24 protein-coding genes are annotated in these 23,731 nt (G+C 41.7%); 18 read left to right on the top strand and 6 right to left on the bottom strand.

Annotation, left to right across the window (positions count from 1 at the left end; genetic code table 11):
* Positions 1-44: 44 nt before the first annotated feature.
* From ACWIUE_RS04150 to ACWIUE_RS04120, 7 genes are all read left to right on the top strand, one after another.
* Entirely contained in the window at positions 45-2,183 is a 2,139-nt protein-coding gene (locus ACWIUE_RS04150; protein WP_454135146.1) for a hypothetical protein, read from the top strand.
* Between the two features lie 192 nt (positions 2,184-2,375).
* A complete protein-coding gene (locus tag ACWIUE_RS04145) occupies positions 2,376-3,227 on the top strand; it encodes a YihY family inner membrane protein (protein WP_454135144.1) in 852 nt (283 codons plus the stop codon).
* A gap of 32 nt (positions 3,228-3,259) precedes the next feature.
* Positions 3,260-4,525 carry a DNA recombination protein RmuC gene (locus tag ACWIUE_RS04140; RefSeq protein ID WP_454135142.1) on the top strand — a complete coding sequence of 422 codons (1,266 nt, stop codon included), beginning with the start codon at positions 3,260-3,262 and terminating at the stop codon, positions 4,523-4,525.
* A gap of 99 nt (positions 4,526-4,624) precedes the next feature.
* Positions 4,625-4,909 carry a thioredoxin family protein gene (locus ACWIUE_RS04135; RefSeq protein WP_454135140.1) on the top strand — a complete coding sequence of 95 codons (285 nt, stop codon included), beginning with the start codon at positions 4,625-4,627 and terminating at the stop codon, positions 4,907-4,909.
* A complete protein-coding gene (locus tag ACWIUE_RS04130; RefSeq protein WP_454135138.1) occupies positions 4,906-5,304 on the top strand; it encodes an META domain-containing protein in 399 nt (132 codons plus the stop codon). The genes ACWIUE_RS04135 and ACWIUE_RS04130 overlap by 4 nt, the downstream gene beginning before the upstream one ends.
* A gap of 11 nt (positions 5,305-5,315) precedes the next feature.
* Positions 5,316-5,936 carry a phosphoserine phosphatase SerB gene (gene serB / locus ACWIUE_RS04125; RefSeq protein ID WP_454135136.1) on the top strand — a complete coding sequence of 207 codons (621 nt, stop codon included), beginning with the start codon at positions 5,316-5,318 and terminating at the stop codon, positions 5,934-5,936.
* A gap of 11 nt (positions 5,937-5,947) precedes the next feature.
* Positions 5,948-6,958, top strand: coding sequence for a transaldolase (locus tag ACWIUE_RS04120; protein WP_454135134.1), 1,011 nt, complete (start codon positions 5,948-5,950; stop codon positions 6,956-6,958).
* 104 nt (positions 6,959-7,062) lie between these two features.
* On the opposite strand, the gene ACWIUE_RS04115 is transcribed toward ACWIUE_RS04120, so the two are convergent.
* Together ACWIUE_RS04115 and ACWIUE_RS04110 are read right to left on the bottom strand one after the other, a co-directional pair.
* Entirely contained in the window at positions 7,063-7,314 is a 252-nt protein-coding gene (locus ACWIUE_RS04115) for a hypothetical protein (RefSeq protein WP_454135132.1), read from the bottom strand.
* 38 nt (positions 7,315-7,352) lie between these two features.
* Complete coding sequence (locus tag ACWIUE_RS04110; protein WP_454135131.1) at positions 7,353-8,585, bottom strand: argininosuccinate synthase; 1,233 nt, start codon at positions 8,583-8,585, stop codon at positions 7,353-7,355.
* Positions 8,586-8,687: 102 nt separating this feature from the next.
* Here ACWIUE_RS04110 and ACWIUE_RS04105 point away from each other — a divergent pair, with 102 nt between their 5' ends.
* The 9 genes from ACWIUE_RS04105 (at position 8,688) to ACWIUE_RS04065 (ending at position 16,909) form a co-directional block, all read left to right on the top strand.
* On the top strand, positions 8,688-9,653 hold the full coding sequence (locus ACWIUE_RS04105; RefSeq protein WP_454135130.1) for a chemotaxis protein CheW: 966 nt from the start codon (positions 8,688-8,690) through the stop codon (positions 9,651-9,653).
* Positions 9,646-9,792: a hypothetical protein gene (locus tag ACWIUE_RS04100; RefSeq protein ID WP_454135128.1), complete on the top strand. Its 147-nt coding sequence runs from the start codon at positions 9,646-9,648 to the stop codon at positions 9,790-9,792. Before ACWIUE_RS04105 ends, ACWIUE_RS04100 begins: the two co-directional genes overlap by 8 nt.
* A complete protein-coding gene (locus ACWIUE_RS04095; RefSeq protein WP_454135126.1) occupies positions 9,771-11,657 on the top strand; it encodes a hypothetical protein in 1,887 nt (628 codons plus the stop codon). The genes ACWIUE_RS04100 and ACWIUE_RS04095 overlap by 22 nt, the downstream gene beginning before the upstream one ends.
* A 12-nt stretch (positions 11,658-11,669) precedes the next feature.
* The gene (locus tag ACWIUE_RS04090) at positions 11,670-13,301 is read left to right on the top strand and encodes an ABC-F family ATP-binding cassette domain-containing protein (RefSeq protein ID WP_454135124.1); all 1,632 of its coding nucleotides are present in this window, start codon (positions 11,670-11,672) and stop codon (positions 13,299-13,301) included.
* A gap of 21 nt (positions 13,302-13,322) precedes the next feature.
* Entirely contained in the window at positions 13,323-14,459 is a 1,137-nt protein-coding gene (locus ACWIUE_RS04085; RefSeq protein WP_454135123.1) for a DUF91 domain-containing protein, read from the top strand.
* A complete protein-coding gene (locus ACWIUE_RS04080; RefSeq protein ID WP_454135122.1) occupies positions 14,459-15,472 on the top strand; it encodes a DNA adenine methylase in 1,014 nt (337 codons plus the stop codon). Before ACWIUE_RS04085 ends, ACWIUE_RS04080 begins: the two co-directional genes overlap by 1 nt.
* A gap of 158 nt (positions 15,473-15,630) precedes the next feature.
* Positions 15,631-15,756: a hypothetical protein gene (locus ACWIUE_RS04075; RefSeq protein ID WP_454135120.1), complete on the top strand. Its 126-nt coding sequence runs from the start codon at positions 15,631-15,633 to the stop codon at positions 15,754-15,756.
* Positions 15,757-16,281, top strand: coding sequence for an AmiS/UreI family transporter (locus tag ACWIUE_RS04070; protein WP_454135118.1), 525 nt, complete (start codon positions 15,757-15,759; stop codon positions 16,279-16,281).
* A gap of 79 nt (positions 16,282-16,360) precedes the next feature.
* On the top strand, positions 16,361-16,909 hold the full coding sequence (locus ACWIUE_RS04065; protein WP_454135116.1) for a hypothetical protein: 549 nt from the start codon (positions 16,361-16,363) through the stop codon (positions 16,907-16,909).
* Here ACWIUE_RS04065 and ACWIUE_RS04060 read toward each other — a convergent pair.
* On the bottom strand, positions 16,895-17,080 hold the full coding sequence (locus ACWIUE_RS04060) for a hypothetical protein (RefSeq protein WP_454135115.1): 186 nt from the start codon (positions 17,078-17,080) through the stop codon (positions 16,895-16,897). The two genes, ACWIUE_RS04065 and ACWIUE_RS04060, sit on opposite strands and share 15 nt — an antisense overlap.
* Positions 17,081-17,141: 61 nt before the next feature.
* Here ACWIUE_RS04060 and eptA point away from each other — a divergent pair, with 61 nt between their 5' ends.
* Positions 17,142-19,550 (top strand): phosphoethanolamine--lipid A transferase EptA, encoded by a 2,409-nt coding sequence (gene eptA / locus ACWIUE_RS04055; protein ID WP_454135114.1) that lies wholly within the window; start codon positions 17,142-17,144, stop codon positions 19,548-19,550.
* A 94-nt stretch (positions 19,551-19,644) separates the two neighbouring features.
* Positions 19,645-21,618, top strand: coding sequence for an excinuclease ABC subunit UvrB (uvrB, locus tag ACWIUE_RS04050; protein ID WP_454135113.1), 1,974 nt, complete (start codon positions 19,645-19,647; stop codon positions 21,616-21,618).
* Between the two features lie 49 nt (positions 21,619-21,667).
* Here uvrB and ACWIUE_RS04045 read toward each other — a convergent pair whose 3' ends face one another.
* The 3 genes from ACWIUE_RS04045 to ACWIUE_RS04035 form a co-directional block, all read right to left on the bottom strand.
* Positions 21,668-21,871 carry a hypothetical protein gene (locus tag ACWIUE_RS04045; RefSeq protein WP_454135112.1) on the bottom strand — a complete coding sequence of 68 codons (204 nt, stop codon included), beginning with the start codon at positions 21,869-21,871 and terminating at the stop codon, positions 21,668-21,670.
* Between the two features lie 255 nt (positions 21,872-22,126).
* Positions 22,127-22,981 carry an outer membrane beta-barrel protein gene (locus tag ACWIUE_RS04040; protein ID WP_454135111.1) on the bottom strand — a complete coding sequence of 285 codons (855 nt, stop codon included), beginning with the start codon at positions 22,979-22,981 and terminating at the stop codon, positions 22,127-22,129.
* Positions 22,965-23,534 (bottom strand): hypothetical protein, encoded by a 570-nt coding sequence (locus tag ACWIUE_RS04035; RefSeq protein WP_454135110.1) that lies wholly within the window; start codon positions 23,532-23,534, stop codon positions 22,965-22,967. Before ACWIUE_RS04035 ends, ACWIUE_RS04040 begins: the two co-directional genes overlap by 17 nt.
* Positions 23,535-23,731 lie beyond the last annotated feature (197 nt).

Below are 23,731 nucleotides of genomic sequence, written 5' to 3'. Positions count from 1 at the left end.
AATTTACCCACCCCCTAGCCCCCTCCGCAAGGGAGGGGAAAGTTTTGGATTTGCCCTTCGCAAGGGATGAGGAAGTTTTAAGCGAAACCTCCGTATTAGATTCTGCAAATCAAACAAAAAACGCAGAATCTAATACAAAAAATCCCCAAAATCCCGCAGATTCTGCGCTAGATTCTGCGAAAACTTCAAATTTTACACGAGATTCTGCGAATCGCACAAAATCCGCAGAATCTCCCCAAAAAAACGCAGAATTTCCCAAATTTCCCAAATTCCCCAAATTCCCCAAATTCCCCAAATTCCCACGCAATCTAATTTGCGCGATTTTCCCATCGCACGGCGATTTTAGCGACAAAGACTACAAAACCTACCGCGATATTTCCATCTTTGCGATTTTAAATATTTGCTTTTTAATCTGCGTTTTCTCGCCATTTGCGCTGTATTCAAGCGATGTGACGCAGTTTGACGCCACGCAGACGACCTCGACTTTATGCGCGCTAGTGGGATTTTTTATCCTAACAAGCGGTGCAATCATCTACACCACGAGTTTTTTCTACAAAACAAGACTTTTGAAAATCGGCGTTTTTGCCTTTGTGGTGGTGTTTTTAATCAACTCATCTTATGCGTTTATTTTTCGTGGCAACATTTTCACGGGGCGACCTTACGCGCAAATCGATGGTTTATTATTCCAAGATGGCGGGGCGGGGATATCGAGCATTTGGGCGAAATACTTTGACATTGGATATGGATTTGCGATGATGTTTGTGGCGTTTTTAATACTTTGCTTTTGCAGGCGATTTTTCAAAAAAGCACTGATTTTTTTATTTGCAACTATGCTAATTTCAAGCACAATCGATATCGCAAAAATCACCATCGACACGGGCAAAACCATACCAAAGCAACACAGCAAATTCGCAGAATCTAGCGCATTTGAAATGCCAAGCGAGATTGCGCCACTTTTTAGTTTCTCAAAAGAGAAAAATATTTTGATAATTTTTAGCGATATGGTGCAAAGCGATAATTTCACGCAGATTTTAAAGGATGACAAAAATCTCTTTGATGAATTTAGCGGATTTACTTATTTTAGAAATACGCTCTCTGTGGCAAATATCACTTTTGGTTCGGCACCTGCGATAAGTGGCGGGATATATTACTCGCCGATGAATATAAATTCGCGTAATTTATCGCATAATATTATCACTGAGGGGACGCGTGCGGTGGCAGATTCTGCGAATGAGTTTAGCAAGGCGGGATTTAAAGTCGCACTTGGGACGAGCTATCCAAGCAATGATGTGCTTTTAGCAAAAGCACTAAATAAAGATATTTTTATTTTTCCGCAAAATAAGCACCACATTTGGGGCGACTTCTACCGCGCAAACTTCCCGCCAAAGCACATTTCAAGCGATAGCAGACCCATTGGCGAGTTATTTTCCTATGGATTATTTCGCGCTGCGCCATATATTTTTCGCACACGCATTTATTTGCTTGGTGGGTGGATTTTTGGCAATTCTATTTACGCAAATCACTTGCACCACACCACAAATCAAGCAGGATATTTTTTGGCATTTGCAAAGCATATCAAAGCAGATTCTGCGAAACCCACCTTTAAATTTTTATATGAAGGATTGGAGCATTTCCCGTGGATGCTTCGCGCAGATAATGACTGCAAACCAATCGATAGCATCGCGCAATACCGCAATAAACTTATAAATGATAAATCCGACCTTGCCTACTCAAACCACAAATGCTATGTGAAAAACTTGCTAACATTGCTAAATGCGCTAAAAACGCAGGGCATTTATGATAGCACGAAAATCATCATTGTAAGCGACCACGGAAATGGCGGACTTGGTGCGCCAATCATCGACTTTCCAATGCGAGCAGCGAGGAATTCGCATATATTTTTTATGGTTAAAGATTTTAATGCAAAAGGTCGCCTAAAAATCGATGATGAGACTTTCATCACAAATGCCGACACAATGGCGGTGGCGTGCGATGAGATAAACTCCGTGTGTCCAAATATCGCCCCAAGCGTGCTTAAAAATCCTATCAAAAATAGAGAGTTGATTTACACAATCGTAGATGGCGGCACAGGCAGGGAGCAGAATAATAAATATGACATAAATGTCGTATTTAAAGTCAAAAATAACATTTTTGATTTGAAAAATTGGGAGCAAATTAAGTAGATTCTGTGAAATTTGGCGAATCGCAGAATCTGCGTTGATGTAAATTTAGATTCTGCGATTTTGGCGAAATAAAAGCGGAATAAAGGCGAATTCAACGCAAAATAAAATCAAAAACAAAATCAAAATAAAAATAATTTCGCAGAATCTATTTTAAACTCGCTATAATTTCAACTTTGACTTTTGGGGGTAAAAATGGCGAGATTCTGCGAATTTAAGGACTTAAAAGAGATTTTTAGCAAGGTGAAATCCCGCGCGATGGCACTGCTTAGCTTTTTCAACAATGTCGAAACCTACGCCGCGTCACTCTCGCTCTACACGCTCTCTGCCATCGTCCCTGTGATTATCATCATCCTATCAATTTTGCTCTCAATCCCAAACTTTCAATCCCAAATCGGCACGATAAAAGAGCTAATCATCTCAAATCTCTCCCCCACAAACACCGAAATAATCTCGCAGTATTTAGACCAATTTATGCAAAACTCGCAGTCGCTTGGGATGAGCGCATTTATCTACGCGCTCTTTGCCTCCATAATGTTTTTCCGCAATTTGGAAAATATCAGCGCGAAATTATTTGAGAGCAAAAAGCGCAGATTTTTTGACGCGCTAATCGTGTATTGGGCGTTGATGACGCTATTTCCCGTGGGGATTGGAGTGAGTTTATATTTTAGTTTAGAAGTGCAAAGTGCGATAAACAAAACGCAAATCGCCGAATTCATCGACTTTGCGGACATTTTGCCTTTCGCGCTAACTTGGGTGCTATTTTTTATGCTATTTAAGATTTTATCAAATAAACCACTGCCATTTCTCTCGCTGCTCGCGTCATCTTTTATTACGATGTTTGTGTGGAGCGTGCTAAAATGGGCGTTTGTGTATTATGTGTTTTATAATAAAGCGTATAGCACGATTTATGGTTCGTTTTCGATTTTGATGTTTTTTATTTTGTGGATTTACTGCTCGTGGATTGTGGTGCTGTATGGAATGCGCCTAACGCAGGGATTTGTAAGCAATTTCGGCGGGAAAAAAGATGAGAGTATGCTGATTTAAAAAAATTGATTTGAGTTTTAAGGGGGCAAAAGATGATTTATGTGGCGATTTTGGGAGTGATTTTTGGCGTGGTGGGCGTAGTTTTGGCGGTGATTTTCGCTTTATCAAAAAAGCAAATGGTGGATAAAAATAAATTCCTAGATTCTGCGAATCGCGTGAATGAAGCGCGTATCATCGATTTGGAAAACGCACTTGATAATCTAAATGAAGAAATGCGAAAAGTAAGCGATGAGCGCGCTTCGCTTCGCACTGCATTAGATTATGAAAAGGAAATCCGCGCAAAAGAAAAAGAATTTTTCGACACGCTAAAAGAGCAGAGCAAAAGCGAGTTTAAGGCACTCTCGCAGGATATTTTAAGCAAAAATTTAGAAAGCGGAGCGCAGAATCAAAAAGAGCAACTAAACTCACTTCTAAAACCCCTGCAAACGCAAATTGACGCATTTAAACAGCAAATTAGCGAAATTCACAATGATGATATAAAAGAGCGAAGCAATCTAATGGCAGAAATACGGCATTTGAAGGATTTAAACATTCGCATTTCCGCAGACGCCGATAATTTAAGCAAGGCATTAAAGGGGAATAATAAGACGCTTGGCGATTGGGGCGAGATGATTTTGGAAAATCTGCTTGCAGATTCCGGACTTGTAAAAGGGCGGGATTATAATCTCCAAGAGACGCAGAAAAACAATGAAGGCAAGTCTCTGCGACCCGATGTGATTATAAATCTGCCGAATAATAAAAAAGTCATAATCGACTCAAAGGCGAATATTAAGGATTATGAGCGGTTTGTAAGTGGCGATTCTGCGAATAATAATGATTTATTAGCGCATATTATGTCGCTAAAAACGCACATAAAAGAACTCAGCAAAAAGAGTTACGAAAGCGCGATGGATGGCGGAAGCTTGGACTTTGTGCTTATGTTTATCCCCATCGAAGGGGCGTTTTTGGAGGCAGTGCGATATGATAATGAATTATTTTTATACGCGTATCAAAAAAATATCATTTTGGTTAGCCCTACCACGCTTCTTGCGACACTGCGGACGATTGCAAACATTTGGCGAAATGAAAGGCAGTATAATAATGTCGCTGAGATTTTAAGCACGGCAAGCTCGCTGTATGATAAATTTAGCGGATTTTATAGCAGTATGGAAAGCGTGGGAGACAACCTAAAAAAGGCGGATGAAGCGTTTCAAAAATCGCTAAATCAGCTAAAAGATGGCAAAGGTTCGATTTATAGCAAGGTGCAGAAATTAGAGGAATTAGGCGTGAAATACAAGGCAAAATTAGCGGAAAATTAGGGGAGATTCTGCGAAATTCGCAGAATCTAGCGTTAAATTTTTTCTTAACATTTATTTGCTACACTTCGCCGATAAATTCAACCAAAAAAGGACAGCACGATGGAAAACTTTCAAAATGAGATTAAAGATGGATTTGTGATTGCGGACTTTTATGCGCCGTGGTGCGGAGACTGCGTCCGCATTGCGCCGATTTTAGCGGAGTTAGAGAGCGAATACAAAGTGATAAAAATCAATATTGACGCACACGAAGCACTCGCCCAAAACTTTGAAATCCGCAGAATCCCCACTTTGATATTCTTTAAAAACGGCGTAGAGGTGGGAAATAGACTAGTTGAACCCAAATCAAAAAAAGAAATTTTGGATGAAATCGAAAAATTGAAATGACAAAAAATATTTTTATTGCGATAATTTTGAGTGCCGTTTTTATCGCGTGTGCTAGGCAAAATATCGCCCTGCCAAACGCGAAATACAATATCACCGCCATTTCGTTAAATGATATATTGTTAGAGTCGCCCAAGGGAGCGCATTTCAGCGTGAAAGATAGTGAGATTTTTGGCAAGGCGGGGTGCAATAATTATTTTACTTCGTTTGCTTGGGTGGATGAAAATATTATCGAAATTAGCGCAAATGGCGGTTCTACGCGGATGATGTGCGCTCAGGCGGAGATGGAGTTTGAGCGGATATTCTTGCAAAATTTGGCAGGGAAGTTTAATGTCGCAAATGTGAAAAACGCCATAATCCTTGATAATGGGCACTTTACAATCACTTTGCAACGATAGAGTTTTGCGCGATGAAACTTGCCGTTTTTGACTTTGACTCAACGCTAATGGATGGCGAGACGATTGATGAGTTAGCAAAGGCGCACGGCGTGAGTGAAAAAGTCGCTAAAATCACGCATTTAGCGATGGATGGCAAGTTAGATTTTTATGAAAGTTTAAAAAAACGCGTGGCATTTTTGCGCGGTATGAGTGAGCAAAAAGCACGAGCGGTGTGCGAAAACTTGCCTTTGATGGAGGGCGCGGTGGAGACTATCGCTTCGCTAAAAGAGCGCGGGTATAAAATCGTATGTTTTAGCGGTGGATTTTCTCTTGCGACAGCGCATTTTAGGGAGATTCTGCGAATTGATGCGGAGTTTAGCAATATTTTACACGCAAAAGATGGCGTTTTAAGCGGTGAAGTGGGCGGTGAGATGATGTTTGGCACTTCAAAAGGGCAAATGCTTTGCAAGGTGCAAAATCTGCTTGGCATTTCGCCTGAAAATACCCTTGCGGTGGGCGATGGCGCAAATGATATTGCGATGTTTCAACACGCAAAGCAAAAAGTCGCCTTTTGCGCCAAAGACGCGCTAAAAAGGGAGGCAAATATCATCATTTCACGCAAGGATTTAAGAGAGATTCTGCGATATGTTTAAGGGAGAGCAAAATGGATAATTTTAGTTTGTGGTGCGACTTTGTGGAGCGAGAATTTTTGCAAAATGAGTTTCGTGCGATGATAGGGCGGGGCGAGATTTGCGGGGCGACAAGCAATCCTGCGATTTTTGCAAATGCGATTTTAAATAGTGTGGCGTATAAAAGCGCGATTGAAAAACTGCGTGGTGAGGGGCATAGCGCGAAGCAAATCTATGAAAATCTCGCATTTAGCGATATAAAAAGTGCGGCAATTAGTCTTTTGCCCCTGTGGGAGCGAAGTCGCGATGATGGATTTATCAGCATTGAGATTGACCCGATGCTATGCGATGATGCCGCGCAAAGTATCGATGAAGGGCGGCGCATTTTTGAGTGCATAAATATGCCAAATGTGATGATAAAAGTCCCCGCCACACGCGCTGGATTTGAGGTGATGAGTGCGCTTTATAAAGATAAAATCAACATTAACGCAACGCTAATTTTCTCGCAAAATCAAGTGCAAAGTTGTTTGGACGCGCTTGGGAGCGACTTTGCAAATGATGAGTATGCGCCAAAGGCGGTGATTAGCGTGTTTGTCTCGCGCTTTGATAGATTTGTAGATTCTGCGAAAAGTGCTGAATCTAGTGCGAAATCCGCCGAATCGCCCGTAGATTCTGCAAATGTAGATTCAGCGAATTTAGATTCAGCCCCCAAACTTGGCATTTATAATGCGATGAAGTGCTATGAGAAAATTGAGCGATTTGGCTCTCCGCATATTCGCACACTCTTTGCCTCCACAGGCGTGAAGGGCGATGCGCTTTTTGCGTCCTATTATGTGGCAAACTTGCTTTTGCCCCGCTCCATAAACACCGCGCCACTGCCGACAATTCGGGATTTTGTAAAGCAAAAGTGCGATTTTGTGAAAGTGCCTAGCGATGTGGATGAAGTTTTGGGGTATTTTAGCGTGGAGGCAATCGCGCAAAATCTGCTAAATGACGGATTAAGCGCATTTCAAAATGAGTTTGAGAAAATGCTAAAAAGCATTTAGATTCTGCGAAAAATATATTAGATTCTGCGTTTTTCATAAAATCGCAGAATCTAAACGCAGAATCACACGAAATTCGCAGAATCTAACGCAGAATCTTCGCAAAATCACACGAAAAACGCAGAATCTTTGGCAGATTCTGCAAAAATCGCAGAATCTAAATCTAAATCCGCGAAGCAAGTCTCGCAATGATGGCGTAGTGGCGATTTGTGTTTGATTTGTGGATTGCTTCGTTGCACTCGCTTACGCTTCGTGCGCCTCGCAATGACGGGCGGGGGATTCGCATTTTTTTTGGATTGCTTCGATTCGGCGTTGCCGAATCTCGCAATGACGGAGTTTGGCGATTCGTAGATTGCCACGATTTGCCAAAGGCAAATCTCGCAATGACAGATATTTTTTATTTTTGCCCCTTATTTCGCAATTTTGCCTTTCCTGCGATGATGAATCGTAAGGCGTTTAGTTTGACAAATCCTTGCGCGTCTTTTTGATTATACACGCTGTCTTCCTCAAATGTGCTGTATGCGACATTGAAAAGCGAATTTTTGGATTCGCGCCCTAGCACGATGACATTGCCTTTGTAGAGTTCTAAGCGGACGATTCCGCTGACATTGCGCTGTGTTTTGTCGATTAGTGCTTGAAGTGCCTCCCTCTCGGGGCTAAACCAATATCCATTATAAATCAAACTCGCATATTGTGGCATTATGCTATCTTTCAAATGCGCTTCTTCTCTATCAAGCGTTAGCGATTCGATTGCGCGGTGGGCTTTTAGGTAGATTGTCCCGCCGGGCGTTTCATAGCAACCGCGCGATTTCATTCCCACATAGCGATTTTCTACCAAATCCAATCGCCCGATGCCGTGCTTTGCGCCTAATTTGTTTAGTGTGTCCCAAAATTTCGCGGGGCTTAATTTTTTGCCGTTAATTGCCACGCCATCGCCGCCTCTAAATTCGATAGTGATGATTTCGCTTTGATTTGGGGCTTTTTTAGGATTTACGCTCCATCGCCACATAGATTCTTCGGGTGCAACGCTAGGATTTTCAAGCCCTAAGCCCTCATAGCTGATATGAAGCAAATTTGCGTCCATAGAATAGGGCGATTTATTTCTTTGCTTTTCGATTTTTATGCCCGAATCTTGTGCGTATTTTAACAATTTCTCACGGCTATTTAAATCCCACTCCCTCCACGGGACGATGACTTTTATATTTGGATTTAGCGCGTAAGCCCCTAACTCAAATCGCACTTGGTCATTGCCCTTGCCTGTCGCGCCGTGTGCGATTGCATCGGCTTTGGTTTTGTTTGCGATTTCTACCAAATGCTTTGTGATTAAGGGACGCGCAATGCTTGTGCCTAGCAAGTATTCGCCCTCATATACGGCGTTTGCGCGAAACATAGGGAAAACAAAATCAGCGATAAATTCTTCTCTCAAATCTTTGATGAAAATATTGTCTTTTTTGATGCCAAGTGAGAGTGCCTTTGCCCGTGCTGGTTGTATTTCTTCGCCCTGCCCGATGTCTGCGGTAAAAGTGATTACTTCGCAACCATAATTATCCCCAAGCCATTTCAAAATCACGCTTGTATCAAGTCCGCCACTATAAGCCAAAACGACTTTTTTAATGCTTTTTTTTGCCATTTTTCTAACTCCAAAATATAAATTTAAAAAAGCGCAATTTTAGCATTTTTATGTAAAAATGCGAGTATAATTTCGTTTATAGATTCTGCGAAAGGGTGAAAAATGATAGAAAATTTAGCAAAGATTGACCAAATCACAAGTTTGCATAAGAATAACGAACTGCAACTTTTGTGCTTTAAGCTCGATAGGGACGGCGATTTGTATGCGACAAATGTCTTTAAGATTCGCGAGGTGATTAAATATGAAGGCGAAATCACAAAGATTAGCTATGATAAATGCTCCCTGTTGGAGGGGCTTATCACCATTCGCAACCTTACCATTCCGCTTGTGGATTTGAAAAAGTGGTTTTATTATGATGTGCATAACAAAGGCAAGGATTTATCCACGCGAATCGTGCATAATGACAATCTAAATGGCGATATTGTGATGATTTGCGAGTTTTCGCGATGGACGATTGGCGTGCGAATCTATGAGGCAGATAGGATTTTGAATAAAAAATGGACAGAGATTGAGCAAAATAGCGGGATTGTCGGTAGCTCGAATAATAATAAACTCGTGGGGCGGACGCGGTATTTTGATGGGAGCTTGGTGCAAATCGTGGATATTGAAAAAATGCTTGTTGATGTGTTCCCGTGGATTGATGAAGAAAAAGAGGCAGAGTTAAAGCGAGTGAAAAAAGTGCAAACGGATAAAGTCGTCCTAATCGCCGATGATAGCCCTGTGGTGCTAAAAACTATGCAGCTGATTTTGGATAAGCTTGGCATCGCGCATAATGATTTCATAAACGGCAAAACCTTGTTAGATTACCTATTTAGCGATGATTGCGAGCTATCAAAGATTGGTATGATAATTACGGATTTGGAGATGCCAGAGACTTCGGGATTTGAGGTTATAAAGCAGGTTAAGACAAATCAAAAAACCGCGCACATCCCTGTGGTGGTGAATTCATCGATGAGTGGCAGTAGCAACGAAGAGATGGCGATTTCGCTAAATGCAAATGAATTTATCTCAAAGTCAAATCCGCTAGAAATCGAAGCGTGTATGCACAAATATTTGATTGATGCGTGAGATTTGCAGAATCTTTGTCATTTTGAGCGTAGCGAAAAATCTCAAAATCGCAGAATCTTTGGGCGATTTTCGCAGATTTGGGCGAATCGCAGAATCTAAACTAAAAAAAGAGCAAAAATGCAAAAAAATTTTTTTATAAAATATAGCAGTGTTTGGCTGTGTGTGGTTAGTGTGGCGGTGTTTTTTGCATTTTTTGATAAAAGTAAAATTAGCGCGAATATTTTGGATTTATTCCCAAAAGTCGAGCAAAGAGAGCTAATTGACATTCATTTGGAGCTTGCCTCGCAAAATGAGCTTTTAATCGCGTTGCCTGAATCTAAAAAAAATAGCGCAGATTCTGCGATAAAAACCAAAAATCCCTCCACTATTGCTAAAAATACCCCACCCCAAACCCCTCCCGCAAGGGGAGGGGCTTCTAATTCCTCCATTGCGGAGGCTAAATCTAAAACTTCCCCTTTTTTTGCGGAGGTTGAATCTCAAACTTCCCCCTCCCTTGCGGAGGGGGCTAGGGGGTGGGTAGATTCTGCGCCAAATGCAAAAGATTCTGCGATTTTAACCAAACTCAAATCCATCGATAAAATCACCCAAATCACGCACTTAAAAGATAATATTTATAACATCAATTTCACAAAAGATACAAGCACGGCGGACTTTTATGATGAGTTTAAAACCGCCACAAAGGATATTAAGGGGCTTCGCTACTTTTCAAGCGATATTTTGCGAATCGAAAATGACAGCGGGATTTTTAGCGATATTAGCGTGATTACGGCGAGTTCAGTGGTGTTTCTAATCCTGTTGTATCTCTTTATCTTGCGAATCCCGTTTTTGTCGCTAAATACGCTACTCACCATTGCTTCGGCAAATCTGCTTGGCATTACGGCACTCACGCAAATCTATGAAAATGTCAATATTATGGCATTAGAATTTGGCGTGGCGATTGGCAATTTGGCAATCGATTATATGCTTCATCACCACTTTTTTAGGCACTATATGCACAAATTTGCGTTTAATAAATCCGTGTTTTATGGTTTTATCACAAGTTTTATTGGGTTTTTTATCTGCCTTTTTATCCCATTTCCGCTACTAGCGCAACTCTCACTTTATGCGATGATTTGTCTGCTTGTGTCGTATTTGAGTTTTGGGCTTTTGTATCAATTTATCGGGTTTAAAAAGCCCATTTTTTATCGTAAGATTCGCCGTTTTCGCCGTCCCAAAGTTAGTAGCAAAATCATTGCTGTGATTGCTGTGATTGCACTAGCTGTGAGTGCTTTTAATATGGAGTTGGATTATGATTTGGAGCGATTGGATTACCAAAATAAGGCGCGTTTGGCGGATAAGGATTATTTTAAAAATGTGCTTGGAGAGAGCGTTGAAATCTTAATAATTAGCGATTCGCGCGAATCTCTGCCACAAAAAGCAATGCAAGTCGCACAAAAGGCGCAAATAAAAAGCGACATTCGCAATTTAGCAGTTGTAGAGCATAATGGCAAATTTTACAGCGCGATTAGCGTGGAGGGCGTGGATTCGCTTCAAAATTTGGACTTTGTAGAAACTCGCTCCATTGAAACGCTAAGCAACGAAATCACAAGCGGGATTTACAAGCCTATGCTTTTGATTTTGGCTATCGTCATCTCATCGATGATTGCAATCGTGCTTTTAATCACGCGCTCACTCACAAGTCTAGTGTATATCATCGCGCCACTCGCGGCAATTTTTGTGTATTTTTTAGGCATAAAGGTAAATATTATGCACCTTTTTTCGCTTCTAATCGTAGTGGTTTCATCAATCGATTATGGCATTTATGTGAAAAATGAGGGCGAAAATATCAAAACGCTTCACGCCATAATTTTCTCCGCGCTTACGACAATCGCGGGATTTGGCTTTTTGTCTTTTAGCAAGATTTTGGCATTGCAAAGCTTTGGCATTACCATAATAATCGGGCTTGGCGTGATTTTGCTACTTTTGCTGTTTCAAAGACGCAAGGCTTTTACTAAATCAAATTAAAAGGATTCAACAATGCTTCAAATGATAAATCTCTCAATGCGCTACCCCACCAAAAAACTCTTTGAAAATGTGAATCTTAGCCTAGATTCAGGCAAACGCTACGGGCTTATCGGCGCAAATGGCGCGGGAAAATCCACGCTATTAAAGATTCTCTCAGGCGAGGACGAAGCCACAAGTGGCGAAGTGGTAATCGCCCCAAATGCAAGATTGGGTGTGCTAAAACAAGACCAATACGCCTATGAAAATCTAAGCCTAAAAGATGCCGTGCTTATCGGCAACAAACGCCTCTATGACGCAATCAAACGCAAAGAATGGCTCTATGAAAATGGCGATTTAAGCGATGAAAAAGTCAATAACGAGTTAGGCGATTTAGAAATGATTTGCGCGGAGGAAGACCCTACTTATGAGTGCGAAGTGGTGATTGAGCGGATTTTGGAGGATTTGGGATTCCCAGCTAAAAGCCATCAAAACCTTATGAGTAGCCTTACAGGCGGGGATAAATTTAAGATTTTGCTTGCCCAAGTGCTATTCCCAAAGCCTGAGATTTTATTGCTTGATGAGCCCACAAACAACCTTGATTTGCCCTCAATCGCGTGGTTAGAAAACAACTTAAAGCATTATGAGGGCGTGATAGTGGTGATTAGCCACGATAGGCATTTTTTAAATTCTATTTGCACGCATATTTTGGATATGGATTTTGGCTCTGTGCGCGAGTTTAGCGGGAATTATGATGATTGGTATATCGCAAGCACCCTTATCGCCAAACAGCAAGAAGCCGAGCGCAACAAAAAGCTAAAAGAAAAAGAGGAATTAGAAAACTTTATCGCGCGTTTTTCAGCAAATGCCAGTAAGGCAAAGCAAGCCACTTCGCGACAAAAGCAATTAGAAAAACTTGATATTTCCGCGCTTAAAGTCAGCTCACGGCGCGACCCTAGCATTGTGTTTAAGCCAAATCGCACCATCGGCAATGAAGCCCTAGAATGTGAGGGAATCAGCAAATCTTATGGAGATAAAAAGGTGCTAGAAAATGTGAGCCTAAAAATCCTGCCAAATGACAAAATCGCGCTAATCGGTCCAAATGGCGTGGGGAAAAGCACACTTTTGCAAATCCTTGTCGAAGTTTTACAGCCTGATTGCGGCAATGTGAAATGGGGCGCGACTACTCATCGAGGCTATTTCCCACAAAATGTAAGCGAAGAGATTAAGAGCGAAGAGACGCTATTTGAGTGGCTACGGGCATTTGATAAGCGCAAAGAAGCGGGTGAGATTCGCAACGCATTGGGGCGAATGCTTTTTAGTGGCGAAGAGCAAGAAAAGCAGGTAAATCGCCTAAGCGGGGGCGAAAAACACCGAATGGTGCTAAGTCGGCTAATGCTAGAGGGCGGGAATTTTTTAGTCCTTGATGAGCCCACAAATCACTTGGATTTGGAGTCTATCATCGCGCTTGGCGAGGCGTTGTATAAATTTAGCGGGAATGTGATTTGCGTAAGCCACGATAGAGAGCTGATTGACGCGTATGCAAATCGCATAATCGAGCTAGTCCCGCAGTTTGAAAAAAATGATAAAAATGGCGCGAATCTCCCCGCCAAAATCATCGACTTTCGCGGAACTTATGAGGAATATTTGGAGAGTAAGGGCATTTAAATTTTAAAATGGAGGAAAAAAATGACAACACATGTGTTTATTGTAGATGCGACAACCTTTAAATATCATTTGGAATATCAATTTGTTGGCACAGGCATGAAAGACATTGTGGTTGATTTTAATAGTAGTTCAAATACAATCCACAAAACACAAACAGAAAACACTATTTTAGGAATGATTGCAGATTTTTCTAGGGTGCAAATTGGGGATTTAGCCATTTTTTATTTGCAACAAAATTTTCATCAAAGTATTTATGAGGGAAAATTTTATGGCGTTTTCAAAATTAAAAGTTTAGTTTTTTTAGATAATAATGATTCGCAACAATTCCTAAAAGATAAACTGCAAAAATCACTAACCTTTCGTTGTTTAATAGAGCCTTATAGTGTTTATGCACAAGGTGTAAGCGAATGGGAAGCATTAGATGAGATTAAGCATATTCACTCGCCAAATCAAATGCTGTGGAGTTTGATTTATAGGAAACTCAAAGGTAATCGTGGAAATACTATGATTACAATGTATGAAAGTGAAAGGCTTACAAAACTCATACGAGATAAAAATTCAAAACAAGTTTTAGAGGGACAAAATTTTAGCTTTGATTTAATCGCACAAAAAATTATTACTATTCAAAATGGACAAAGTTATAGTGGTAGGCAAGAAAATATAGAAATTTTGCCTAGACTTATTCAAAAATACAATAAAAAAAATCAATTTGAGGCACATTTACAAACATATATTTTACAACATTTTTATAACACTCAACTATTTGGTATTTTAGCAAATCAAAATATAGAATGGCTTGGCAATGAAGTAAGCTGTGGTGTTGGAATGCAAAGGATTGATATAGTGGCTTGTATTGGCGAACACGGCAATAATCCTAGAAAAATTATCCCCATAGAGTTAAAATCTACTACTATTTATCCCAGTATCATAATGCAAGTGCAAAGATATGTTGATTGGCTTGAGCAATACTACATTCCTAATTGTGCCTGCGACATTCAACCTATGATTATTTGTAGGCAAACAAATAAAGATTCTAGTGATTATAGAGAATTTAAAAAATCTTGCGAGATATTTAATAAACAAAATAATATCTTGCCACTTTGTTATGTGGAATTTGTAATTAGTGATGATAAAATCCATTTTGAAAAGATATTTTGATGAACTACATAGGCTCAAAAGTCAAATTAAGTGGCTTTATTGTGGATTCTATCACGCAAAAAGTGGCGAAATCTAAGCCACTGCGCGAATGCGTATTTTGCGATTTGTTTGCGGGGACAGGGGCGATTGGCAGGGCGTTTAAGCGCAATGTGCGCAAAGTCATCGCAAATGATAGGGAATTTTATAGTTTCGTGCTAAATCAAAACTACATAGCAAACCACACGCCCATACAAAATCTAGACGCGCTCGTGGCAAACCTCAATAACTTGCAAGGCATAAAGGGCAAAATCTATGAAAATTACTCACTTGGCGGGACGCAAGGTAAGGCACACCAAAGGCTATATTTTAGCGATTCTAACGCGATGAAAATCGATGCGATTCGCGTGAAAATCGAAAATTTAAAGCAACAAAACGCCATAGATTCTAACGCGTATTATTTTTTGCTCGCCTCACTACTAGAATCCGCCGATAAAGTCGCAAATGTCGCCTCTGTGTATGGTGCGTTTCTAAAAAACCTTAAAAAATCCGCGCTTAAAACTATGGAATTTAAGGGTGCGGATTTTGAAATCAATGATAATTCGCACGAGGTTTTTAATGAAAATGCAAGTGATTTAATCGCTAAAATCAAAGGCGATATTCTCTACCTTGACCCGCCTTACAATGCCCGTGAATACGGCGCAAACTACCATTTGCTAAATACAATCGCTTTGTATGATGACTTCACTCCGCAGGGCAAGACGGGACTAAGAGAGTATGCAAAAAGTGATTTTTGCAAAAAGGGCAGTGCATTAAATGCGCTGGAAAATCTTATTAAAAAAGCGGATTTTGAGTGGATTTTTTTGAGTTACAACGATGAGGGGATTTTGGGATTAGAGCAAATCGCAAGTTTGTTTAAAAATTATGGCAAATATGAGCGTGTTAGCAAAATCTATCAGCGATTTAAGGCAGATTCTACGCGCAATCACAAGCAAGAATCCACCATTGAATATTTGCATATTTTGCGAAAAAGTTAGTGAGTTTTTGATAAAATCCAATTTTACCAAATTTCAAAAAGGAAGTATGAAATGAAAAAATACATAAGATTTGCACAAATTGTGCCGTTTGGATTCGCGCCATTTATCATAATTGCCACACTATTTTTTAGTGCTTGTGCCACGCGAAATTGTGTTGCTTGAATCTGAATGCTACGGAGTTGCGCCTAAAAAATGAGCGCGACAAAGAGCGCATTACCACGCGCAAACTTGTGCTACAAGACTGCCAAGAGTGGCTACAAAAAGCGCAAAATCAAGGATTATAAATGTTAGGTTTGGTGTTGCTTTATGTTGGATTGGTGCTGATAAATAACGGGCTTGGCAGGATTCTGCGCTTTGATAGAAAAGCACTTGCCTTTTTAAATATCGTGGTTGGCGTAATTTCGGTGTTTTGCAACTTTGTATTTGTGGCGTTGCTAATCGCCGATGATTCGCAGAATCTCGCCTTTTTTGCCCCCGCAATCGCGCTTCTTTTTGGCATCACATATTTATTCAACGCCTGCAACAATCTCTTTGCGTGGGATTTGCGCCCCTATGGGTATTTCTCGCTGTTTGTGAGTGTGAATGCGATTTTGGCGGGGGTGCTTGACTTTGTGGGATATTTTGGCAGTGCAAACGCCTTTGGTGCGATGATTTGGTGGGCGTGGGCGGTGCTTTGGTTTTCGGGATTTGTAGAGTGCGCGCTTGGCAAAAGTTTAGGCAAATTCTCCGCATATCTTGCGCTAGTTGAAGGCATAATCACGGGGTGGCTCGCTGGGATTTTGATTTTGCTAGGCGTGTGGAGCTGGTAGATTTTGCGCACTAAATTTCACAAATATTTCACACTTCGCCCTTAAAATTGCGCCCACATTTAAAACCAAAGGAGACAAAATGGGAATTTCTAAAAAAAGCTGGATGCAAATCCATCTGTATTTGAGTTTATTTTTCTTGCCGATGTGCCTAATTTATGTGCTTACAGGCATTGGATATATATTTGACTTTAAAGATTCGGCGGGGGCGAAAATCATAGAGTTTGCCTTGCCAAATGCCCCGCAAAAGGGCGCAGAATCTAGCGCGATTATTGAGATTTTGCGTGAAAATAATCTAAAAATCCCGCGCGACACGGAGCTAAAAACGCAAAAAAATGCCCTTACGATGGGCGGACTGAAATACTCTGTCTCGCTTCAAAATAGCGGTGGCGAGTGGAAGGTGCGCGTGATGGAGCGCAGCGTGTATGGTGTTTTGGTGCTGATGCATAAGGCAAAGGGCGCGGTGTATTTTAACGCGCTGGCGGTGTGCTTCGCGCTGTCGTTGGCGATATTTTATCTATCTGGTATCATTATGACTTCATTTTGCAAAAATAAGCGAAAAAGTGCGGGGATTGCGGTGGGGAGCGGACTTATCATTACGATAATCGCGGTGATTTTAAGCGCAATTTAGGGGATTAGATTCTGCGAATTTATGGCGAGATTCTGCGAAATTTGCGAATTTTACTAGATTCTTCGAATCGCACAAAAATCGCAGAATCTGCCTTATTTTCACTAAATATTTTCGCAGAATCTCCCTACAAAATAACCCCAAATCGCAGAATCTCGCGTTAAAATAATCCAAAATTCGCAGAATCTACCGCACACTCCAAAAATCAATCAATATTTTTTGTATAATTCGCACTATGAATCAAAAAAATAATCAGCTAAATAATCAAATCCGTGATGATTTCGCTCAAATCCGTTTGTGGCATTTGGGTGCGGTGGTGGGCGTTTTTGCGCTTTTTTTTGGGACGCTGACGCTATTTGGCTTTACCGATACGCAAACCTATCCGCAAATAAATAAAGACATTTTTATCGCAATAAACGCGCTTTGGCAACACGCGCCCACACTCGCGCACAATCTCACGCAGTTAGGCGATGCGGGTGTGCTTTTTGCGTTTTTGCTCTGCTTTGCGCTGATTGCGCCGAAGTTTTGGGAGGGGCTTATCGCTGGTTCTTTGCTATCCCTTGTGCTAACGCATTTTTTAAAGGCAATCTATGCTATGCCCCGCCCTGCACGGGCTTTTGGCGAAGATGCGTTTAATATCATTGGCGAAAAGCTAATGGGCGCAAATAGCTTCCCATCAGGGCATACCACTACGATTTCTACCACGCTTTGTGTGTTGCTTATCGCTTTTATGCCACGCCTTGCGAAATGGCGTGTGCCTTTTATTGCTGGGATTGTGCTACTTGGCGCACTTGTGGGACTTTCGCGCATTGGCGTTGGGGCGCATTATCCGATTGATGTGCTAGGCGGTGCGCTACTTGGGTGCGTGTGCGGGATTTTTGGTGCGCTTGTGGCTAGTAAAACGCGCATTTTTTCGTGGGTGGATTCGCGCTTTGGTTTGCTTATTTTTGCGCTATTTAGCGCGATTTGCGTGGTTTTGATACTTATCAACAAACACAATCTTTTTGTCCTATATCTCGCGCTAATTTCAGCACTATATTATCTTTTTGCGTTTTTGCGGACATATTTTTCGCGCTCTACAAATAGCGAATCTAGCGCCAAATCCACCAAAAATTCCCACAAATCTAACAAATCTAGCTCTAACGCAATCGCCTTTATTTTGATTTTATCCGCGCTTCAAGTGGTATTTTTTCATTTTCCGCTACTTGCCTTTATCCGTGCAAATCTTGCCCTAGATTCATTTGGTGCGGGTGTGCTTTTTGTCTCTCTTGTGCTATTTTTATTCGCGCTCACCGCATTTATACCATTTTTGCTCTCTCTAATTTCGCTTAAAATCACCAAAATTTGGTTCGCACTCACTTCGCTTACAAATGCGTTGGCGGTGTATTTTGTGGCAACTTATGGCGTGTTTTTGGATAAAACGATGATGGGCAATCTTTTCAACACGCGCTATTCCGAATCAAGCGAATTTTTGTCCATCAAAATGGTGCTTTGGATAGTCGCACTGGGCATTGTCCCGGCGTATTTTGTGCTTTTTCAAAAAATCGCAACGCCCACGCGCAAGGCATTTGCCAAATGTAGCGCACTCACATTTGCCACGCTTATAGTGTTAGCTGGGATAAATTTTCACAATTTGCTGTGGTTTGACAAGCACTCAAAACAGCTTGGCGCACTCTCTATGCCATATTCGTATATCATCAATTCAATGCGATATTTGCAAGGCGAGTGGGCAAAAAACAAGCGCGAGATTCCACTGCCAGATGCCAAAATCACAGATGACAAAAAAGCCGTAGTGGTGCTAGTCATAGGCGAATCGGCTAGAGCGCAAAATTTCTCACTCTATGGCTATGAGCGTGAGACAAATCCGCTTCTAGCGCAAATTGGGGGGGGGCATTTAAAGCACTTTGAGGCAAAGTCAAGCACCACTTACACGAGTGGCTCTGTGAAAAATATGCTCTCACACAAGGACAGCTCTGATTTGTATGAAATCTTGCCAAATTATCTTTCGCGAAATGGTATTAGCGTGGCGTGGCGGAGCGCAAATTGGGGTGAGCCACCGCTTCACATTCAAAATGTTATGGGCTACACCGAGCTATCGCAAAAATACGCGAAGTTTGATGACGGCTATGAATCCGCGCTTATAGTGAATCTAAGCGATGAGATTAAGGTAGCAGATTCGCCAAAAGTGCTTATTGTGATTCACACAAGCACAAGCCACGGACCGACTTATTACAAAAAATATCCGCCAGAGTTTGCGCGATTTGCGCCTGTATGCAAAAGCGTCGAGGGCTGTGCGCAAAGCGAAATCATAAACGCCTATGACAATACGATTTTATACACGGATTTTTTGCTCCACTCCATCATCGAGCAACTGCGCAAACTTAGCGACTATGATAGCACGATGATTTTTGTAAGCGACCACGGGGAGAGTTTAGGCGAAAATGGCGTGTATATGCACGGCGTCCCGATGGCTTTCGCGCCAAAAGAGCAATATGAAATCCCATTTATCGTGTGGAGTTCGCGCCCTAATGGACTCAAAGATTTGGCAAGGGCTTCGCATTTTCATATTTTTCATAGTGTTTTGGGATTTTTAGGCGTGGAGAGCGAAATTTTTGATGAAAAGATGAATATATTTAAGAAGTAAATATTGCTAGATTCTGCGATTTTTGCGTGATTTGCAGAATCTAGCGTAGATTCTGCTATAATCGCCGATTTGAAATCATTTTAAGGTTTATCAAATGCCAAAGCAATCTTTCACCCTTGAATCGCAATATTCCCCCGCAGGCGACCAGCCACAAGCCATTAGCAAAATCACGCGTAGTTTTTCACAAGGGGCGCGATATGCCACGCTACTAGGCGTTACGGGCAGTGGCAAGACATTCACTATGGCAAATATCATCGCTAGCTTAAATATGCCAACGCTCATAATGACGCATAACAAAACCCTTGCAGCCCAGCTTTATAGCGAGTTTAAGGGCTTTTTCCCGCGCAATAAAGTGGAGTATTTCATAAGCCATTTTGACTACTACCAGCCCGAAGCCTACATTCCGCGCAGGGACTTGTTTATCGAAAAAGATTCGAGCATAAATGACGATTTGGAGCGACTGCGCCTAAGCGCGACTACTTCGCTACTTGCGTATGATGATGTCATAGTCGTGGCGAGCGTGAGCGCGAACTACGGGCTAGGCAACCCCGCTGAATACCTCACAATGATAGAAAAAATAGAGGTAGGCGAGTCGCGCAACCAAAAAGAGTTTCTCATCAAACTTGTCGATATGGGCTACACGCGCAATGATACGGCGTTTGAGCGCGGGGAGTTTCGCGTGAGCGGGGAGGTGGTGGATATTTTCCCAGCGTATAATGAGAGCGAGTTTATCCGCATAGAGTTTTTTGGCGATGAGGTGGAGCAAATCGCGGTGTATGAGGCACTAGAGCGACAAAAGCTAAAAGTGCTAGATTCATTTGTGCTGTATGCGGCAAATCAATTTATAGTCGGGGCAAATCGCCTAAGCGAGGCGATTCACAATATCGAAGTGGAGCTAGATTCTAGACTTTCAGAATTTAAAGCGCAAAATAAAGAAGTCGAATATCAGCGGTTAAAGGGACGCACGGAGTTTGATTTAGAGATGATTCGCGAATCAGGCATTTGCAAGGGCATCGAAAACTACGCGAGACATCTCACAGGCAAGAAAGCAGGGGAGACGCCATATTGCCTGTTAGATTATTTCGAGCAAAAAAACAAGCCCTACTTAGTCATAGTCGATGAGTCCCACGCGAGCCTGCCACAATTTGGCGGAATGTTCGCAGGCGATAGAAGCCGCAAAGAAGTGCTTGTGGAGTATGGATTTCGCCTACCTAGCGCACTAGATAATCGCCCACTAAATTTCGATGAGTTTATCAACAAAGCACCGCATTATCTTTTCGTATCTGCCACCCCTGCGGATTTGGAGCTTAATTTAAGCAAGGGGCAGATTGCCGAACAAATCGTCCGCCCCACAGGACTGCTTGACCCAAAAGTCGAGGTAAAGGATAGCGCAAATCAAGTGGCGATTTTATACGATGAGATAAAGGCGGTTTTGGCGCGTGGAGAACGAGCGATTGTGGGGACGCTGACTAAAAAAATGGCAGAGGATTTATGCAAATATTACAACGAATTAGGGCTAAAAACGCAGTATTTGCATAGCGACATTGACGCTATTGAGCGCAATCATTTGATACGCGGTTTGCGTTTGGGTGAATTTGATGTGCTAATTGGCGTAAATCTACTGCGCGAGGGCTTGGATTTGCCCGAAGTGAGTTTGGTAGCGATTTTGGATGCGGATAAAGAGGGCTTTTTGCGAAGTGAGACAAGTCTCATTCAAACGATGGGACGCGCTGCGCGAAACATTCACGGCAAAGTCATATTTTTCGCACAAAAAATCACAAAGTCAATGCAAACTGCAATCGATACCAGCGAATACCGCAGGGCAAAGCAAGAGGCACACAACAAAGCGCATAACATTATCCCAAAAACCACCGCGCGAAAATTAGAAGATGAGCTAAATATCGAAGTTTCGCACAAACCGCGCCCAAAAATCGGCAAAATCCCAAAGAGCGAACGCGATAAAATCATCAAAGAGATGACAAAAAGAATGTTTGAGGCAAGTAAAAAACTAGAATTTGAAGAAGCCGCACGAATCCGCGATGAAATCGCAAAGATACGCAAAGGGTAGATTTTGCGAATCGTGCGTGAATCGTAGAATCTAGCGCGAAAAAAATCTGTCATTGCGAGGCGAATCGCAGATTCGCGTAAAGCAATCCACGAATCCCCTTTTCGTCATTGCGAGATTCGGCAACGCCGAATCGAAGCAATCCACAAATCAAACACGAATCGCAAATATTTTCGTCATTGCGAGTCCTTGCCAAAGGCAAGGGCGAAGCAATCCGTAGGATTTGCGAACGCAGTGAAGCAACCATCCAAATCACGCGATTTCAATCAAAAATAAAAATAAATGACCCAAATTTGAATCAATAAATAATTTGCATTTAGATTCGCTTTAAAGTCCGAGATTCACCCTTGATTCAAAAGTCGCTGAAATAGATTGCTTCGGCGAATCGTAGATTCGCCTCGCAATGACAAGGATTTTTGCATTTGATTTGCGCTTAATGCCACTCGCAATGACAAAAAATCACAGAATCTAAATTAGTTTCTACGATTCAAAATCTCGCGCAATCCGCACTCTAAAATGTATAAATATATCTTATAATCCCATACATCGTATTTTTGCCTTTAAAACGCCACACTCCAAAGCGTGGTTGTAGCACAAACTCAAATGCGTTGTGGTCGTAGATTATAAGACGCGCGCCGACATTTAAATCCACCGTCCAATCAATATCGCCAAGACCCTGTCCGCAAACTTCTTCATTTGAATCACTCCAAACATAAGTCTCTTTGTGGCATTGATGGTTAAGTCCAAAGCCAAAGCCAGAGCGCACACCAGCAAGCACGCCGACTTTGAACGCTTCTGTTTGGTAGATATTAAAGAGCGTATCGATAGTCAATCCTAAAAAATGTGCAGTTAAATCAGAATCCTTTGTCCTGCGGTAGTTATAGTCTAAATAAAGGCGCATTCCAAAGATTCCGCTCTCACCAAAGAATGTTTTATGCCCCAAAATCACTTCTGCGCCGTAATCAAATCGCTTTTGTGAAATATTGTATGGTTCAAAAAACTTAGCTTCATCTGCACTTCCAATAGGTCCGCCCATAATAAATCCCACGCCTATCATCCATCCGCTTTCCTCTTTTGTGGATTGTGCGATTTGGGTAGATTCTGCGCCTTTGTTTGAATCATCACTCGCAGAATCTGTGGGATTTTTCGCTGAATCTTTCGCAGAATCTGCGCCTTTTTTCGCATCATCTTTCGCTGAATCTTTTTTGGATTCTTTTTTAGATTCTGCTGATTTATCGCTTTTTTTGTCAATGTGCTGTGGCGCAGAATCTTTTGTAGAATCTTTCGTAGATTCTGCGTTCTCTACGCTAAAAAGCACCAAAGGCAGAGCAAAAATTATGCGTAAAATTTTAGAATTTATACGCATAGCCCGCCCCTATCCATCCGCCGATACCGCCCCATCGAATGCTTAAATACGCTTGATGCTTGATATCATAGTAGTAATGAAGCCCCGTGCTAAACTCATAGGCAAATGCAGCCGCAGTGGCACTTGTGCTAGAAGCACCAGAAGCGCCAATGCCGTTTTTGTAGCTTATGCTTGTTGTAACGATATTTGCCCCAAGTCCGATAGGCGCGATATTCCACCCAAGCGTGTGTTTGCCAATGCTTAGAAAATCCCAAATAAACTGCGGTGCTACGCGAATGCCAACGGTGTGATAATCAATAGAATAACTGCTAAATGGATAATCATACGAACTATACGAATATCCCACACGCCCCATTAGTCGCACACCTAAATGAAAATGTGGCTTATCATAAAAATACCACTGATATCCGCCAATCGCCGCTATGCTCCACCCCGGCGCAAACTCAAAGTCCGCCCCGACAAATGCGCCCTCTTTTGACTTCGCGCTTATAGTCCAATCCTGCGCATTTAGCGCGTTTGTGCCAAATATGCAAAATGCAAATACAATCGCCAAAAATGCCTTTTGAAGTGTGTGTGAGAATTTGAAAGAGTTATGAGAGATTTTGAGCGTTTTAGCTAAATCCCCCCCCCATTTGAAACACTAACGCCACTAAAATAAAAAGTTGTCATAATCAATCCTTTCAAAAATAAAATATTGCAAAAATGCCAAATGCCAAAATTGCAAGGCGAAATTTTAGCAAAAAAATATGC

This window comes from Helicobacter sp. 23-1045 (assembly GCF_053654655.1).
Note: the sequence above shows the minus strand (reverse complement) of the source record. Positions and strands in the feature narration are given on the sequence as shown.